Source organism: Streptomyces asoensis (assembly GCF_016860545.1).
GTDB classification, from domain to species: domain Bacteria; phylum Actinomycetota; class Actinomycetes; order Streptomycetales; family Streptomycetaceae; genus Streptomyces; species Streptomyces asoensis.
Genome location: NZ_BNEB01000005.1, coordinates 1,973,836 through 1,990,356, shown reverse-complemented (window position 1 = coordinate 1,990,356; position 16,521 = coordinate 1,973,836). Strand labels below are relative to the sequence as shown.

Annotated in this window: 12 protein-coding genes; 7 read left to right on the top strand and 5 right to left on the bottom strand. The window is 73.6% G+C overall.

Going from position 1 to position 16,521, the window contains the following annotated elements; translation table 11 throughout:
• Positions 1 to 20 precede the first annotated feature (20 nt).
• Positions 21 to 1,766: a malto-oligosyltrehalose trehalohydrolase gene (treZ, locus tag Saso_RS31505; RefSeq protein ID WP_189923050.1), complete on the bottom strand. Its 1,746-nt coding sequence runs from the start codon at positions 1,764 to 1,766 to the stop codon at positions 21 to 23.
• A gap of 165 nt (positions 1,767 to 1,931) precedes the next feature.
• On the opposite strand from treZ, the gene Saso_RS31500 reads away from it, so the two are divergent.
• The 3 genes from Saso_RS31500 to Saso_RS31490 all read left to right on the top strand — a co-directional run bounded on the left by Saso_RS31500 (position 1,932) and on the right by Saso_RS31490 (position 4,456).
• Positions 1,932 to 2,483 (top strand): DUF1707 and FHA domain-containing protein, encoded by a 552-nt coding sequence (locus Saso_RS31500; protein ID WP_189923052.1) that lies wholly within the window; start codon positions 1,932 to 1,934, stop codon positions 2,481 to 2,483.
• Between the two features lie 192 nt (positions 2,484 to 2,675).
• Positions 2,676 to 4,004: a M14 family zinc carboxypeptidase gene (locus Saso_RS31495; RefSeq protein ID WP_189923054.1), complete on the top strand. Its 1,329-nt coding sequence runs from the start codon at positions 2,676 to 2,678 to the stop codon at positions 4,002 to 4,004.
• Entirely contained in the window at positions 4,001 to 4,456 is a 456-nt protein-coding gene (locus tag Saso_RS31490) for an SSI family serine proteinase inhibitor (RefSeq protein WP_189923056.1), read from the top strand. The genes Saso_RS31495 and Saso_RS31490 overlap by 4 nt, the downstream gene beginning before the upstream one ends.
• A gap of 112 nt (positions 4,457 to 4,568) precedes the next feature.
• Here Saso_RS31490 and Saso_RS31485 read toward each other — a convergent pair whose 3' ends face one another.
• The 3 genes from Saso_RS31485 to glgX form a co-directional block, all read right to left on the bottom strand.
• Positions 4,569 to 5,819, bottom strand: coding sequence for a M14 family zinc carboxypeptidase (locus tag Saso_RS31485; RefSeq protein ID WP_189923058.1), 1,251 nt, complete (start codon positions 5,817 to 5,819; stop codon positions 4,569 to 4,571).
• A gap of 238 nt (positions 5,820 to 6,057) precedes the next feature.
• Positions 6,058 to 8,409, bottom strand: coding sequence for a malto-oligosyltrehalose synthase (gene treY / locus Saso_RS31480; protein WP_189923060.1), 2,352 nt, complete (start codon positions 8,407 to 8,409; stop codon positions 6,058 to 6,060).
• A 91-nt stretch (positions 8,410 to 8,500) separates the two neighbouring features.
• Positions 8,501 to 10,603 carry a glycogen debranching protein GlgX gene (glgX, locus tag Saso_RS31475; RefSeq protein WP_189923061.1) on the bottom strand — a complete coding sequence of 701 codons (2,103 nt, stop codon included), beginning with the start codon at positions 10,601 to 10,603 and terminating at the stop codon, positions 8,501 to 8,503.
• A 198-nt stretch (positions 10,604 to 10,801) separates the two neighbouring features.
• Between glgX and Saso_RS31470 the strand changes: the two genes are divergently transcribed.
• From Saso_RS31470 to Saso_RS31455, 4 genes are all read left to right on the top strand, one after another.
• Positions 10,802 to 11,620 (top strand): Tat pathway signal sequence domain protein, encoded by an 819-nt coding sequence (locus tag Saso_RS31470; protein ID WP_189923063.1) that lies wholly within the window; start codon positions 10,802 to 10,804, stop codon positions 11,618 to 11,620.
• A gap of 74 nt (positions 11,621 to 11,694) precedes the next feature.
• Entirely contained in the window at positions 11,695 to 13,041 is a 1,347-nt protein-coding gene (locus Saso_RS31465) for a copper amine oxidase (protein ID WP_189923066.1), read from the top strand.
• Between the two features lie 102 nt (positions 13,042 to 13,143).
• Positions 13,144 to 14,382, top strand: a complete 1,239-nt coding sequence (locus Saso_RS31460; RefSeq protein ID WP_189923387.1) for an SAV2148 family HEPN domain-containing protein — start codon at positions 13,144 to 13,146, stop codon at positions 14,380 to 14,382.
• Between the two features lie 109 nt (positions 14,383 to 14,491).
• A complete protein-coding gene (locus Saso_RS31455) occupies positions 14,492 to 15,214 on the top strand; it encodes a 3'-5' exonuclease (protein ID WP_189923067.1) in 723 nt (240 codons plus the stop codon).
• 281 nt (positions 15,215 to 15,495) lie between these two features.
• Here the strand turns inward: Saso_RS31455 and Saso_RS31450 are convergent, their stop codons facing one another.
• Positions 15,496 to 16,359, bottom strand: a complete 864-nt coding sequence (locus Saso_RS31450; RefSeq protein ID WP_189923069.1) for a phosphotransferase enzyme family protein — start codon at positions 16,357 to 16,359, stop codon at positions 15,496 to 15,498.
• Positions 16,360 to 16,521: the final 162 nt, after the last annotated feature.

Here is a 16,521-nt window from a genome sequence, read left to right as displayed (position 1 = left end):
ACCCCCGCACCGGCACTCCCTCACTGCTGCTCCAGCACCACGCAGGACTCGCCGGGGACGTGCAGCAGTCCGTCCCGGCCCGGTACGTCCACCGGCTCCCAGGTGGCGAGCACGCGGGCCGGGCGCGGGCCGAGGGGGATCGCGGCCGTCTCCTTGCCGAGGTTCACGGCCACCCGGACGTCCCCGCGCCGGAACGCCAGCCAGCGCGCCTCCGGGTCATGGGCGATCTTGATGTCGGCCAGGTCGGGATCGGTGAGGTCCGCGGTCGTGTGCCGCAGCGCGATCAGCTCGCGGTACCAGGCCAGCACGCGCGCGTGGGGCTCGCGCTCCGGCTCCGACCAGTCGAGGCACGACCGCTCGCGCGTCGCCGGGTCCTGCGGGTCGGGCACGTCCTCCTCGGCCCAGCCGTGCGCCGCGAACTCCCGTCGCCTGCCCCGCCGTACGGCCTCGGCGAGTTCGGGGTCGGTATGGTCGGTGAAGTACTGCCAGGGCGTGCCCGCGGCCCACTCCTCGCCCATGAACAGCATCGGCGTGAACGGGGCGGTCAGCGTCAGCGCGGCCGCGCACGCCAGCAGCCCGGGGGAGAGGGACGCCGACAGGCGGTCGCCCTGGGCGCGGTTGCCGATCTGGTCGTGGGTCTGGGAGTACCCGAGGAGCCGGTGCGCGGGCAGGCGGGCCCGGTCCAGCGGGCGGCCGTGGCCCCGGCCCCGGAAGCCGGAGTACGTGCCGTCGTGGAAGAAGCCGCCGGTCAGGGTCTTGGCGAGGGCGGCGAACGGGGCGCGAGCGAAGTCGGCGTAGTAGCCCTGGGACTCCCCGGTGAGCGCGGTGTGCAGGGCGTGGTGGAAGTCGTCGTTCCACTGGGCGTGCAGCCCCAGGCCGCCGTCGCGGCGCGGGGTGATCAGCCGCGGGTCGTTCAGGTCCGACTCGGCGATCAGGAACAGCGGCCGGCCGGTGTCGGCGGCCAGGGCGTCCACCGCCGCGGACAGTTCCTCCAGGAAGTGGCACGCGCGCGTGTCCGCCAGCGCGTGCACGGCGTCGAGCCGCAGCCCGTCGAGCCGGTAGTCGCGCAGCCAGGCCAGCGCGCTGCCCACGAGGTAGGCGCGCACCTCGTCCGAGCCGGGCGCGTCCAGGTTGATGGCGGCGCCCCACGGCGTGTGGTGCGTCTCCGTGAAGTACGGGCCGAACACGGGCAGGTAGTTGCCCGACGGGCCCAGGTGGTTGTGCACCACGTCCAGGACGACGCCCAGCCCCAGCTCGTGGGCCCGGTCGACGAACCTCTTCAGGGCCTCGGGGCCGCCGTACGGCTCGTGCACCGCCCAGGGCGCCACCCCGTCGTACCCCCAGCCGTGCCGGCCCGGGAACGCGCACAGCGGCATCAACTCGACGTGCGTCACGCCCAGTTCGGCGAGATGCCCGAGGCGTTGCGCGGCCGCGTCCAGCGTGCCCTCGGGGGTGTACGTGCCCACATGCAGCTCGTAGAGGACCGCGCCCGGCAGCGGCCGGCCGGACCACCGCGTGCGCCACTCGTACCGCGCGTGGTCGACGACCGCGCTCAGCCCGTCCGGCCCGTCCGGCTGACGGCGCGAGCGGGGGTCCGGGCGGACCGGTCCGTCGTCCACCGCGAACCCGTACCGCGAGCCGTCGGCGGCTTCCGCCTCGCCGGTCCACCACCCCGCCCGCTCCGGATCGCGCTCCAGCGCGCGCGTGGTCCGGTCGCACCGGAGCGTCACACGTTCGGCCTGCGGTGCCCACACCTCGAACTGCACGGACGGTTCCCCTTCGTCTGCCCACCGTGATGTTGCCCGTCCCCTCCATCGTGCTGCACGGGAGGTCAATCCGCTTTTGGAACACTCCCATTGGCCGCACGCGTGTGGGCCGGGCGTTTCCGAGTCTTCTGGACACCCGGGGCGCGCTGACCGACAATCACCACCGTGACGTCGTCCTTCGAGTTCAACACGTACCCCGCGCGGCTGTCCGACGTGGAGCGCGACCGGGCGCTGAAGGTGCTGCGTGACGGCGTCGCCATGGGGCGCCTGTCGCACGACACGTTCATCCGGCGCATGGAGCTGGCGCTCGTCGCCCGCCGCTCGGACGAGCTCGCCGTCCTGACCGCCGACCTGCCCCGGGAGAACCGGTTCTCCCGGGTCGTCTTCGGCACCGTCGAGGCCGTCTCCGGCTTCACCGTCCGGGTGCGCAGGGCCTGGCAGGCCGAGCGGCTGCCCAAGCTGCTGCTGCCGCATCCCGGCACCCGCCACGCGCTGCGCATCGGCCGCGATCCCGCCAGCGGTCTGCGACTGACCCACGAGAGCGTCTCGAGGGTCCACGCCGAGCTCGCCCGCCAGGGCGGGATGTGGATCCTGCGCGACCTCGGCTCGACCAACGGCACCACCGTCAACGGGCGCCGGGTGATCGGCGCGGCCGTGGTGCGCGAGGGCGACCAGGTCGCCTTCGGCCGGATGGCCTTCCGCCTCTCGACGAACTGACCCGCCCGCCCGTCCGCACGTCGCCCCTCCGCCGCCCGCCCGGCTCGTGCGGCCCGGCCAAGTCCGCGTGCGCGCGGCGGTGTTGACGTACCCCCGGCCCATGACTCACTGTGCGTACACCAGACACGCCCGGTAAACGACGGCGCCGCCCCGTGGAGGTGTGCCCTGCCGCCACTCCTCCGCTACCCGACCGTGGACGAGGTCGCCGCCCGCGCGGCCGTGCTCGCCGTCCGTGGTTCCGGGGACGCCAGGCTGCGCCGCGTCGGGGTCTCCCGCGCGGGCTCACCCCTGTGGCTGCTGTCCTTGGGCCGCGGGGCGCGGCAGGTCCTCGTCGTCGCCGGACCGCACGCCAACGAGCCCGTCGGAGGTGCCACGGTGCTGCGGCTCGCCGAACGGGTCCTCGCCGACCCGCGGCTCACCGTCGGCGCCGACGCCACCTGGAACCTGCTGCTCTGCCTCGACCCGGACGGTCTGCGCCGCAACGAGGGCTGGCTGACCGGCCCGTACACCCTCGGCCGCTACTTCCGGCACTTCTTCCGGCCGGGGTTCCTGGAGCAGCCCGAGTGGCTGCCCGACGGCGCGGCCCGCGCCGCGCTGCCCGAGACGCGTGCGCTGCTGCGCCTCCAGGACGAACTGCGGCCCTTCCTCCAGTGCTCGCTGCACGGGGTCGACGTCGGCGGCGCCTTCGTGGAGCTCACCCGCGACCTGCCCGGACTCTCCCGCCGGGTCGCCCACACCGCCGCCCGCCTCGGGATCCCCCGTGAGCTCGGCCCGTTCGACACCCTGCACTGGCCCCGCCTGGGACCCGCCGTCTACCGGATCCCGCCGCCGCGCCCGGGCGACCTGGCCGCCGCCATCACCGAGGCGGCGGTCGAGTCGACCTGGTACCACCCGCACCGCTACGGCACGGTCACCGCGGTCGTCGAGGCGCCCATGTGGGGGGTCGCCGCCGCGGAGGACGACTCCCGGCCCGCCGACCGGGACGCCGTCCTGCGGGCCGTGAGCGGTGCCCTGCGCCATGACGCACAGTTGCTGGAACGTATCCTCACCCGGGTGCGGCCGCACCTCGCCGCCACCGCGGAAGCGGCCCGGCTGCTCGCTCCGGTCGGCGACCATCTGCTCGTCTGCCCCGCCCTCGCGGACGCCTGGGACCCCGCCACCGCCGACCCCCGCCGCCCGCTCCCGCCGCTCAGCACCGCCCATCTGACCGCCCTGCGCATCGCCGGGCGCCGGATCGCGGTCCGGACGGCGGGACTGCTCCACCAGCTCGTCGCCGGCTCCGGACGCGACCCGGCCGGCGCGCTGCCGGAGCTGGACGGGCTCATCGACGCGTGGTGCGCCGGGTACCAGGACGAGTGCGGGGCCCGCTGGATCCCCGTCGCGCGCCAGGCGGAGTACCAGGCGCGGATCGTGCTCGCCGCGTTCGAGCTGGCGGGCCGGGCACCGGCGGAACCCGCCCGTGCCCGTTCGGGTGAGTCGGACTGGGGTTCACACCCGGCCGTGCCGATGCATCGGGAATGACCTACTTCCTCACCTGTCTCCGGTCGGCGAAAGCCGTACGGCGCGCGCTCCCGGCCGCGGCCGCCCTCCTCCTCGCCGCCGGCGCCGCTCCGGCACAGGCGGTCTCCCGCGACGGCCTGTCCGGCAACTGGCTCCAGCTCACCGTCACCCGCGGTGACGCCCGCTCCAGCGACACCCGCGGCACCCTGCTCCTGTGCGACCCGCCCCAGGGTCACTCCCGTGCCGCGGAGGCCTGCGACGTCCTGACGCGGGCGGACGGCGACGTGGGCGCCCTGCACGGCGACAGCGGCCGCGTCTGCGCCCTCGTCTACGCGCCGGTGACCGTCCGCGCGCAGGGCGAGTGGAACGGCCGCCCGGTCGACTACCGGCACACCTTCAGCAACGACTGCGAGCGGGAGGCGCTCACGGGGGCCGTCTTCGCCCTGGACGACCAGGAGGTCCCCGAGGTCTGACCCGTACGGGGCGGCCCCGCGCACGCCCGCGTGCCCCGGGCCGCCCCGCCCCGGCCGCCCGCAGCTCTGCGATCCGGACCGCGCCACACGCGCGTGCCCGGGTCTTCGCGCGTCACGCGGCCCGTTCGCGCGCGTGCAGGGCCGCCGCGACGACCGTGCGGGACTGGTGCTCGACCTGGTGCTCCAGGGGCACCCAACGGGCCCGGAAGCGGTAGGCGAAGGCGTCGCTCCAGGTCTCGACGAGGTGTTCCAGACGCGGGGCGGCGTGGTCGTCGCACTCCTGGAGGACCCGCCACAGCATCGCGGCCGCGCGCAGGGGCAGCCGGCGCGCGAAGGCGTCCACGCTGCCGACGTACGCCATCGTCGTGTCGGCGGGCGGGGTGTCCGTCCAGTCCGCGGCCAGCCCCGGCACCAGCTCCAGCGCCCACTTCGCCGCCCGCAGCAGGGGCCCGTCGACGCCCTCCAGACGCGGCAGGGCCTCGACGAGCACCCGCTCCACCTCGGTCGTGTCCCGCAGCAGCCGCCGCGCGAGCCGCCGTATCGCCGCCGCCGGAGCGGGGTGCTGGGCCGGGTCGTCCACCATGTCGCTCGCCCACATCGGCACCTCCACCACCGCCGTCAGACCGCCGTAGCGGTGCGCGTGGTACCAGGTGCTGTGCCGTGCGTCGTCGGGCATGCTCGGGTACGCCGCCTCCGCGCCGGCCGCCGGCATCACGTGCACGCCGGGACCCGAGGCGGGCCAGCCCGCCGCGTCGGAGGCGCCGGTCTCCACCGGGATGTGCAGCTGCGCCGCGGACTTGGCGAACGGCTCGGCCAGACCCGGGATGTCCTTGGTCAGCTGCACCCAGCTGCCGCCCAGGTCGGTGCCGTGCAGGGTGACCTGGAGGTAGGGCCGCAGTTCGTCGATGACCCGGGTCAGCGCCCGTGTCTCGGGCGGCAGCCGGTCCGGCGGCAGCACGGCGGGGGACCACTCGGGCTGCTCGGGACCGGCGGGCCGGAAGAAGCCGAGGTGGTACTCCAGCAGACTGCGCGGAGCGGGGGTCACGTGCAGGCTCGCCCCGTCGGGGTCCGCGCACAGCAGGAAGTGCCAGGACGTCCCGTCCCTCAGCTCACGCTCCTGGACCACCCGTTCGGCCAGCGCCAGCAGCGTGGAGCCACCGGTCGGCTCATTGGCGTGGGCGCCCGCGACGACGAGCACGGCACGCCGGGCGCGTCCCACGGAGAGCAGGTTCAGCGGCCGGCCCGCACGGGAGACCCCCACCTGGCGCAGGACGCACAGACCGGGTCGGTACGCGGCCAGCGCCCGTGCGGAAGAGATCAGTTCGGTCACCGTGGGGTAGCGCAGCTCCGGCAGGAGACTCACCCCCGTATCGGTCCGCCCGGCCTTCGCACCCGCAGTACCCCATGGTCTCCGGCAACTGTCAAGGACGCCTGCGGGGCGCCCGCGGGGGGCGCTCGGACGCGTACGCCGGCCCTGGGTACGGACGTTCCGCGCGCGCTCGCTCCCGCCCGGCGAGGCGGAAATCACCCGTAAGAGTTAACGGTGCGCGCACGCCGTCCCCGCGCCGGCCGCCGCCCGCCGGGCGACCACCGTCACGCCGTCACCCCACCCGCTCCAGCAGCGCCACCGGCAGCCGCTCGAACAGCTCCGCCACGTCCGCCTGCCCCGCGAACGTCCGCCCGGGCGCCAGCGCGTCGGTCCAGGTCCCCGGCGGCAGCGCGAGCCGGGTGCCGCGCCAGCCGCCCGCCTCCGCCAGCCGCAGCGGCAGCCGCGTCACGGCCGTCACCACCCGGCCCGAGCGGACGAACGCCGTGCAGTGGTCCGCGGCCGACCCCTCGGCGGCCAGCGGCTCGTACGTCGCCGACGCCCCGAAGACCTCCGGAAGCCGCCGGCGCAGCCGCAGCGCCGCCGAGGTCACCGCGTCCTTCTCGCCGGGAGACTCCGGAGGGAAACCCACCGGACGCCGGTTGTCCGGGTCGACCAGCGCCCGGTACTCGCCCTCCGTGCCCTGGTAGACGTCCGGCACCCCCGGCATCGTCAGGTGCACCAGCGCCGTGCCGAGGACGTTCGCGCGGATGTACGGCTCCAGCTCGCCGCGCAGCGCGGCCACCCGCTCGCCCGGCACCCCGCACGGACCCGCCGTCACGAACGCGGCCACCGCCTCCTCGTACGGCGGCTCCTGCTCCGTCCAGCTCGTGTACAGCCCCGCCTCGCGCGCGTGCTTGAGCACCGCCTCGCGGACCCGCTCCGGTCGCGCCGGGCCGAGTCCGAAGACCGTCTGCCAGGCCGCCCAGGCCAGCTGTCCGTCCGGCCCGCCCTCCTCGGCGTGCGTGACCTTCTCCAGGACGTCCGCCCAGCGCTGCGGGCACTCGGTGAGCACGGCGAGGGCGGCGCGCACGTCGGCGCTGCGCTTGGTGTCGTGCGTCGACACCACCGTCCCGCCGAGGGGCCAGTCGCGCTGCACGCGCGCGCAGTAGGCGTGGAAACCGGCCGGGGACACGCCCGGGACACCCGGGTCGCCGCCCACCTCGTTCGCCGCCAGCAGCGGGGTGTACCGGTAGAACGCCGTGTCCTCGACCGACTTGGCGCGCAGCGCCGACGACGTCTGCGCGAACCGCGCCCGGAACTCCGCCCCCGCCGCGCCCTCCCCGCCCAGCACCAGTCCCCGCACCACGTCGACGGCGCCCGCCTCCTCCGGCACCGCGAACGCCTCCCGCGCCCCGGCCGCCGCCTCCTCGGTGACGATCAGGGCCGGGTCGCCCGAGGTGTACGGCCGGTACACCTCCATGCGCACGAGCAGCTCCCGCAGGGCCGTCCGCAGGGCCCAGGGGGCCCGGTCGCGCAGCCCGGGGTCGTCCGACGCCGCACAGACCCGGGCCGCCACCCGTGTCAGCCGGTCCGTCTCGGCCGCCAGCTCGTGCGCGAGCACCCCGTACGCCGCGCGCCGCACCGTCGCCGCCCAGTCGCCGCCCCGGTCCGTCTGCGGGGCCGCGAAGCGCCGGTAGAGGGTCAGCAGCTCAGCGGCTCCCGCCGGGTCCGTGAAGAGTCCGTCGACGTGGCGCAGGGCGTCGTAGCCGGTGGTGCCCGCCACGGGCCATGAGTGCGGCAGCCGCTCGCCGTCCGCCAGGATCTTCTCCACCACCGTCCAGCGGCCGCCGCTCGCGGTGTGCAGCCGGTCCAGGTAGGCGTCCGGGTCGGCGAGGCCGTCCGGGTGATCCACGCGCAGCCCGTCGACCACGCCCTCGTGCAGCAGGCGCAGGACCGTGCCGTGGGTGGCCTCGAACACCTCCGGGTCCTCCACCCGCACCCCGATCAGCTCGGAGATGCTGAAGAAGCGCCGGTAGTTCAGCTCGGTGCGGGCCAGCCGCCACCACACCGGCCGGTACCACTGGGCGTCCAGCAGCCGCAGCAGCGGCAGCTCCCCGGTCCCCTCGCGCAGCGGGAAGACGTGGTCGTGGTAGCGCAGGACGTCGCCGTCCACCCGCAGGTGCTCCAGCTCCGCGCCGAGGGGACCGCCGAGCACCGGCAGCAGCACCTGTCCGCCCCGCGCCTCCCAGTCGATGTCGAACCAGCGGGCGTACGGCGACCGCGGGCCCTCCCGCAGCACCTCCCACAGGGCGCGGTTGTGACGCGGGGCCATCGCCATGTGGTTCGGCACGATGTCCACGACCAGCCCGAGCCCGTGCTCGCGGGCGGTGCGCGACAGGGCCCGCAGCCCCTCCTCACCGCCCAGCTCCGCCCGCACGCGCGTGGGGTCCACGACGTCGTAGCCGTGCAGGGAGCCCGGTACGGCCTCCAGGACGGGGGAGAGGTGCAGGTGCGAGACGCCCAGCGAGGCGAGGTAGGGCACGGCGTCCGCCGCGGCCCGGAACGGGAACCGCGGCTGGAGCTGCAACCGGTAGGTCGCCGTCGGCGGCACGGGAACGCGGGCGTCACGTCGCTCAGGGGTCATGACACCCTACGTACCCCTCCGGCCGCCTTTCGTGTCACACCGCCCGCGGTGCGGGGCGCCGGCCTCACCGCCGGAACCCCGCACCGGCCGCTCAGGTCGGCCGCTGCAACACCGTCATGCTGCGGTCCACCAGGGTGATCCGGTCCCCGGCCAGCACCTTGGTGTCCGTGCCCGCCACCGACGGGTCCGCGGTGTCCACGACCACCTGCCACTGCCGGCCGAGGTCGGCCGGCACCACGAACTCGAGCGGATCGGCCGAGGCGTTGAACATCAGCAGGAAGGAGTCGTCGGTGATCCGCTCGCCGCGCGCGCCCGGCTCGGAGATCGCGTTGCCGTTGAGGAACACCGACAGCGCGGACGCCTGCGCCCGGTCCCAGTCGCGCGGCGCCATCTGCGCCCCCTCGGGCGTGAACCAGGCGATGTCCGACAGCTCGCCGTGCGTGCCCTCCACCGGCCGGCCGTGGAAGAAGCGGCGACGCCGGAAGACCGGGTGCTCCTTGCGCAGCCACACCAGCGCGCGCGTGAAGTCCAGCAGCTCGCTGCCGTCCTCGGGCCACTGGACCCACGCCAGCTCGCTGTCCTGGCAGTAGGCGTTGTTGTTGCCCTGCTGGGTGCGTCCGAACTCGTCCCCGTGGCTGATCATGGGCACGCCCTGGGACAGCATCAGCGTGGCGACGAAGTTGCGCATCTGGCGGGCCCGCAGCGAGAGCACCTCCGGATCGTCGGTCTCGCCCTCCGCGCCGCAGTTCCAGGACCGGTTGTGGCTCTCGCCGTCCCGGTTGTCCTCCCCGTTGGCCTCGTTGTGCTTGTCGTTGTAGGAGACCAGGTCGTGCAGGGTGAAGCCGTCGTGGCAGGTGACGAAGTTGATGGAGGCCAGCGGACGCCGCCCGTCGTCCTGGTAGAGGTCGGAGGAGCCGGTCAGACGGGAGGCGAACTCGCCGACCGCCTGCGCCTCGCCGCGCCAGACGTCCCGCACGGTGTCGCGGTACTTGCCGTTCCACTCGGTCCACAGGGGCGGGAAGTTCCCCACCTGGTAGCCGCCCTCGCCGACGTCCCACGGCTCCGCGATCAGCTTCACCTGGGAGACCACCGGGTCCTGCTGGACCAGGTCGAAGAACGACGACAGCCGGTCCACCTCGTGGAACTGACGGGCCAGGGTCGCCGCGAGGTCGAACCGGAACCCGTCGACGTGCATCTCCAGCACCCAGTACCGCAGCGAGTCCATGATCATCTGGAGGACGTGCGGGGACCGCATGAGCAGCGAGTTGCCGGTGCCCGTGGTGTCCATGTAGTAGCGGGGATCGTCCGTCAGCCGGTAGTACGACTGGTTGTCGATCCCCTTGAAGGACAGCGTCGGGCCCAGGTGGTTGCCCTCGGCGGTGTGGTTGTAGACCACGTCGAGGATGACCTCGATGCCCGCCTCGTGCAGCGCCCGCACCGCCGACTTGAACTCCAGGACCTGCTGGCCCCGGTCGCCCCAGGACGCGTAGGCGTTGTGCGGGGCGAAGAACCCGATCGTGTTGTAGCCCCAGTAGTTGTTCAGGCCCATGTCGACCAGCCGGTGGTCGTTGACGAACTGGTGCACCGGCATCAGCTCCAGGGCCGTCACCCCGAGCTCGGTCAGATGCTCGATGATCGCCGGATGCGCCAGGGCCGCGTAGGTGCCGCGCAGCTCCTCGGGCAGCCCCGGATGGCGCATCGTGAGGCCCTTCACATGCGCCTCGTAGATCACCGTGTGGTGGTACTCGGTGCGCGGCCTGCGGTCGTCGCCCCAGTCGAAGTAGGGGTTCACCACGACCGAGGTCATCGTGTGGGGAGCCGAGTCGAGGTCGTTGCGCCGTTCGGGTGCGTCGAAGTGGTAGCCGTACACCTCCTCGCCCCACCCGACCGCACCGCTGATCGCCTTCGCATAGGGGTCGAGCAGCAGCTTCGCGGAGTTGCAGCGCTGCCCGCGCGCGGGGTCGTAGGGGCCGTGCACGCGGAATCCGTAGCGCTGGCCGGGCATGATGCCCGGCAGGTACGCGTGCCGGACGAACGCGTCGCTCTCGCGCAGTTCCACCGCCGTCTCCGAGCCGTCGTCGTGCAGCAGACACAGCTCTACTCGGTCCGCGGCCTCCGTGAAGACCGCGAAGTTGGTGCCGGCGCCGTCGTACGTGGCACCGAGGGGGTACGCCTCTCCAGGCCAGACCTGCATGGACTCGACTCTTTCAGGTGTCTCGCCCCTGCGGGGGCGCCTTGGGTTCCGAGTCTCCAGGAAAGTGAGGGAACCACCTGTGACTTACGCCCCTCTTACCTGTCGACCGGTGCACGGGGCGACAGGCGACACACGTCCCGTGCCGAACCAGTGGGGCAGAAACGTACTCCCGGGCAGCAGGGGGAGCAGGGGGAATTTGTGCGCACGACAGTGCGCCGCCACCTGGGCAAGGTGGTGGCGGGTACGGCCATCGCGGTGGCCGCGACGGCCGTGATGGTGGGGATCACCCTGCCGGGCACGGCGGGGGCGGACGACACAGGAGGGGGCAAGGCCGGACAGGGCACGGGACAGGCGGCCGGACAGCCGCAGGGGGACGCCGCGGCCGTGCGGCCCGGTGTCGTCGAGGCGGCGCCCGCCGAGGGGACCAGGGGCAAGGGCCGCGATCCGCTCACCGACGACGAGATCACGCGCGTGGAGAAGATCGCGCTCGACCGGCAGCAGTTCAACGCGAGCGAGGACGTGGACGGCGACCGCGGCCCGCAGCGACTCGGCGTGGACCTCGCCGATCCGGCGGCCGGCGAGGTCGACGACCCCGACGCGCCCCGGCGCGCGGTGGTGTCGTTCTACGACTACAAGGACGACACGCTCGTCACCAAGACCGTCAATCTCGACACCGGCAAGGTCGAGGCCACCGGCACCCAGCACGGCGTCCAGCCGCCGCTCAGCTCCGACGAGCAGAACGAGGCCGCGGCCCTGATCATCGCCGACCCGCTCGGCGCCGGACTCAAGGCCGACTTCAAGGACGCCACCGGCAAGGAGCTCACCTCCCCGGACCAGCTGCAGATCGCGGCCATGGTCTACCGGGCGGTGCCGGGCGCCGAACCCGCCGTCCTCGACAAGTGCGGGGAACACCGCTGCGTACGGCTGCTGCCCAAGGTGAAGAACGGCCCGTGGATCGACGCCCGGTCCCTCGTGGTCGACCTCAGCACCCGCGAGGTCGCCCGGCTCGCCGGCTGATCCGGCAGACCCACCTCCACGTCCGTCTTTCCGACTTGCCTCCCGTTCAGGGACGCAAAGGGAGTCATGTCCTCATGCGTGTTCCGAATCTGATGGGCGGCCCCGGGCCGCGGGGCACCGGCCGTGCCCGCAAGGGAGCGGCCGCCGGCCTGTGCGCGGTCGCCCTGGCCGCGGGCGCGACCGCCGGGGCCGGCCCGGCCGCCGCGCAGCCGAAGGCGGCCCCCGCGGCCGCCGCCGATTGCAGCGCCGCCTACCGCATCGAACAGAAGCTCTCCACCGGTACCACCTGGCGCATGTGCTGGCGCTTCGAGGCCAAGTCCGGCCTCGTCCTGGAGAAGATCTCCTACCAGCCGCCGGGGGAGACCAAGCCGATCCGGGTCCTCAACAGCGCCAAGATCGCCCAGATCCACGTGCCGTACGACGACGGCAAGAACGAGTACAACGACATCACCGACTACAACTTCGGCTCGGGGCTGGTCGGCATGGCCCCCGCCGAGTGTCCCGGTGGCACCATCCGCACGGTCAAGGTGCCCGACTCGTTCTCCGACAACCCCGACGTCAAGGGGCTGTGCACCACCACCCGTACGCGTGGTCACGCCTACCGCATGCAGGCCGACACCGGCAACAAGGTCTTCCAGGCCCAGGGCAAGGACCTGCTGATCTACACCGTCAACAAGGTCGGCTGGTACGAGTACATCACCGAGTGGCGCTTCTCCGACGACGGCGCCATCAACATGAACGTCGGCGCCACCGGCAGCCTCTCGCCCTTCGACTATGACGCGGGCGACGGCCGCGGCTGGCCGATAGGCAAGGGCGCCAAGTCCTACGCCACCAGCCACAGCCACAACGTCTTCTGGCGGCTCGACTTCGGCCTCGACGGCTCCTCGAACACCAAGGTGGAGCAGTACGACTCGGTGGTCAGCCCGCCCGCCGGCGGACAGCAGGGCCCCACCGCCAGGACCACCCGCACGCCCGTCACCAAGGAACTCGCGGGCGACGCGCAGAACATGCGCTGGTGGCGCATGGTCAGCGCGACCGGCAAGAACAAGGACGGCCACGCCCGCTCCTACGAACTCGTCCCCGGCGCCACCTCCAAGTACTCCGGACGCAAGTTCACCCAGCACGACGTCTACTTCACGCAGTACAACCAGTGCGAGCAGTACGCGAGCAACAACGTCCGCGACTGCGGCAGCCCGCTGCACGGCACCTCGGTCGACAAGTGGGTCAACGGACAGACCCTGACCCACCCTGTGACCTGGGTGAACGTTGGCTTCCACCACATCGCCCGGGACGAGGACCAGCAGCCCATGCCGGTCCACTGGCAGGGTTTCTCGCTGGTTCCCCGGGACGTCACCGCTATGAATCCGCTCACTCCGTCCGCGCTCGCGGGGCAGAACGGTCAGACGATCAACGGTAGTTGAGAAACGACCTGTCCATCCGGCTGCACCGCCGACCGCTCCCGGAGTACCCTTCCTTGATCGTTGGGACGGGGAGTGCTCGGGGGAGCGGAAGGCGGTGCGCGGGTGGGCTCGGGAGGGCTGGAGCTGCCCCCTGGTGACGAGGGTCACGAGGGGGGCTCCGCAGACGTCCCGCCCGGCACGGTGTCCCTGGCCCGGCCGATGGAGACCAACTCCATCGGACCGGAACTGGACTGGGACGCCGAGGCCTGGCGCGAGGTACGCACCCGCGCCCAGCGGGCAGGCCGGGCCTACATCTGGCTGAACCTCGTCGAACAGCGGCTGCGGGCCGTCGTGGCCGCCGTGCTGAGGCCCATCTACGAGCCCGTCCACGGCGACGACTGGGTGGTCGCCGCGGCGGGTCCCGCCGGGCAGGAGTGGGTGCAGCGGGCGGTCGCCGTGCGCGAAGTGAGCCGCCGCAAGGGGTACTTGCTCGACCCGGCCGACGACAACGTCGTCTCCTTCCTCACGCTGCCGCAGCTGCGCGAGCTGATGGTGCAGCACTGGCCGTGCTTCGAGCCGTACTTCGACGACCGCAGGGACGTCGAACTCGCCCTGGACGAGCTGGAGGTGACCCGCAACGTCGTCTCCCGCAACCGGGCGCTGTCCGAGGCCGTCCTCAACCAGGCCGAACGGGCCTCCGGCCGCCTGCTGGAGATGCTCGGCACCAGCGGCGACGTGCCCTCGGCGCGCCGGCTCCCCGTCGACGCCGTCGAGGACCTCGTCGGCGACCGGTACGCGGACGTGGTCGCCGTGCACACCGACCGGGTGCGGCTGCTGCGCCAGTTCCCCGCCGAGGACATCTTCGACGGCGCCCGCCGCATCGACGCCATCGGCATCGGCCTCAACCTGCTCGTGCAGAACTTCTCCGGCCGCCGCCTGGTCCGGCTCGCCGAGGCCGGCGCCCGTGTCCGGCTGCTGTTCCTCAATCCGGCCTCCAGCGCGGTCAAGCGCCGGGAGCGCGAACTCGGCATGAAGCGCGGTGAGCTGAGCCGGGCGGTCGAGATGAACATCCTGCACATGCGCCGGGTCCGGGCCCGGCTGCGGGACCCGGGCGCCTTCCAGATCCAGGTGTACGACGAGACGCCCCGTTTCACCGCCTACCTCGTCGACGGCGACGGCACCGACGGCATCGCGGTGATCCAGTCGTACCTGCGGCGGATGCGCGGGATGGAGGCGCCGGTGCTGGTGCTGCGCAACGGCAACCGGGTGGTCAAGTCGGGCGAGGTGGACGAAGGGGGACTTTTCGCGGCGTACCGCGAGGAGTTCGAGCTGGCCTGGGCGGACTCGCGTCCGGTGTCCTGAATCATCCGTTTCATCCGGGTGGGAAGCGGAACGCGATCCTCTGACTGTCAGTGGCGCGTGCGAGGGTGGAGACCACTGGGGGACAGCACCACCGAGAAGGGGGGCCACCATGGCCTGGTACCGCGAGCTGCTCGTCGGCTTCGACCTGGAGACGACCGGGACGGACCCGCGCGAGGCGCGCATCGTCACGGCAGCCGTGATCGAGGTCGGGGACGGACAGGTCCTGGGACACCGCGAATGGCTGGCGGATCCGGGAGTGGAGATCCCGGCCGACGCGGTGGCGGTCCACGGGATCAGCAACGAGCGGGCAGCGGGCGAGGGCGCCCCCGCCGACCGGGTCGCCGACGCGATAGCCGACGTCCTGGTGGGCTACTGGCGCACGGGCGTCCCCGTCGTCGCCTACAACGCCGCCTTCGACCTGACCCTGCTCTCCGCCGAGCTGCTGCGCCACGGCCTGCCCTCCCTGAGCGAGCGCCTGGGCGGCCTCGACCCGGCACCGGTCGTCGACCCGTACACCATCGACCGCTCGGTCGACCGGTACCGGCGCGGCAAGCGCAACCTCGAAGCGGTCTGCGGCGAGTACGGCGTGCCCCTCGACTCCGCGCACGACGCGTCCGCCGACGCCCTCGCGGCGGCCCGCCTCGCCCGTGCGATAGCCGTCCGCCACCCCAAGGTCGCGGCCCTCGGCCCGGCGGAACTGCACCGCCGTCAGATCGAGTGGTACGCCGAGTGGGCGGCGGACTTCCAGGACTTCCTGCGCCGCAAGGGCGACCCGGACGCGGTGGTGGACGGCGCCTGGCCGGTCCGCGAGCCGGCCGACAGACCGGCCTGACGGCCCGGGGCGGCCCGATCCCGGCACGGCCGGCTGACCGACCGCGTTCCCGGCCGCCTCGCCGCCGGCCGTCGCGGGACCTCCCCGGCGAGCTTCCCGGGGCCGCATGGCCGACCTCCTGGCCGGCCCCCGGCGCCCGCTGCCTCAGCGGCCGGCCGGCCGGTCGGCGTCACGGGTCGCTCCGGCGGCGTTCTCGGCGCGAGCGGTGTTCGTGGTGTCAGCGGTGGTCGCGGCGGGGCGGGTGGTGGGGCGGGTCGTCCGCCATGTCCGCAGGACCCGGATCAGAACGGATACCACCGCACCGCCTCGTCGCCGTCGCGCAGTGACGCCACCCGGCGCCGGAACTCCTGGGCGGCCTTGGGGTTGGCGGGCGCGTGCTGAGCCACCCAGGCGCAGCTCGCCGTCTCGCGGGCACCCCGCAGCACCGCGCAGCCCGACCACTCCCGCACATCCCAGCCGTAGGCCCGCGTGAAGGCGTCGTACGCCTCGGCGGGCAGCCCGTACCGGTCCCGGGACAGCGCCATGACCACCAGGTCGTGCTCGCGCAGATCGGCGGAGACGGTCTCCAGGTCGACCAGGACCGGGCCGTCGGGGCCGATGTGCACATTGCGGGGCAGTGCGTCGCCGTGGATGGGGCCGGCCGGCAGCCGCGGGGTGAGCGCGGCGGCCGCCGTGGCGAACCCGTCCCGCCGCTCGCGCAGATACGCCGCGTCCGCCGGGTCGACGGCGTCGCCCGCCAGCCGCAGCCAGCGCTCGACCCCGGAGAGCAGATCGCGCGCGGGCAGACCGAACGACGGAACGGGCAGGGCGTGCACGAGGCGCAGGAGTTCGGCCAGATCCCGCGGCCCGGCCGGCCGCACCGGGTCCGGCAGCCGGTGCCACAGGGTCACGGGGTGGCCGTCCACGAGCAGCGGCTCGGACCCGGCGGCCCGTACGGCCGGGACGCCCGCCCCGGCGAGCCAGGCCGCGACGTCCAGCTCGTGCCGGGCCCGGTCGAGGAGCCCGGCGTCGCGGCCCACCTTGACGACCAGGTCACCGGCGGCGAACACCGCGTTCTCGCCCAGCGCGAGGAGCCGCGCGTCCGCCGCCGCGCCGGGCAGCACGTCCGCCGCGGCGAGTACCTCCCGCGCCCGTGCCTCGTCCATCGTCCGCCTCCGTGTGGTGCTCCGGCCGGTCCTGCCGGACGGCGTCGGATTCCGGCCGTCCGACGGTCAGTGTCGCATTCGCGCGGATCGGCGCGTGCGGGTGCCGCCCCGACGGGGTACAGCACCTGCACGACCATCGAGGGGCCCGTCACAGCCACGGGA

What these genes read in the sequence shown, in the direction of transcription:
- Saso_RS31490 (WP_189923056.1), top strand. Translation starts at nt 4,001, where the DNA reads ATGACCTACTTCCTCACCTGTCTCCGGTCGGCGAAAGCCGTACGGCGC.
- treY (WP_189923060.1), bottom strand. Translation starts at nt 8,409, where the DNA reads ATGACCCCTGAGCGACGTGACGCCCGCGTTCCCGTGCCGCCGACGGCG.
- glgX (WP_189923061.1), bottom strand. Translation starts at nt 10,603, where the DNA reads ATGCAGGTCTGGCCTGGAGAGGCGTACCCCCTCGGTGCCACGTACGAC.
- Saso_RS31465 (WP_189923066.1), top strand. Translation starts at nt 11,695, where the DNA reads ATGCGTGTTCCGAATCTGATGGGCGGCCCCGGGCCGCGGGGCACCGGC.
- Saso_RS31455 (WP_189923067.1), top strand. Translation starts at nt 14,492, where the DNA reads ATGGCCTGGTACCGCGAGCTGCTCGTCGGCTTCGACCTGGAGACGACC.
- Saso_RS31450 (WP_189923069.1), bottom strand. Translation starts at nt 16,359, where the DNA reads ATGGACGAGGCACGGGCGCGGGAGGTACTCGCCGCGGCGGACGTGCTG.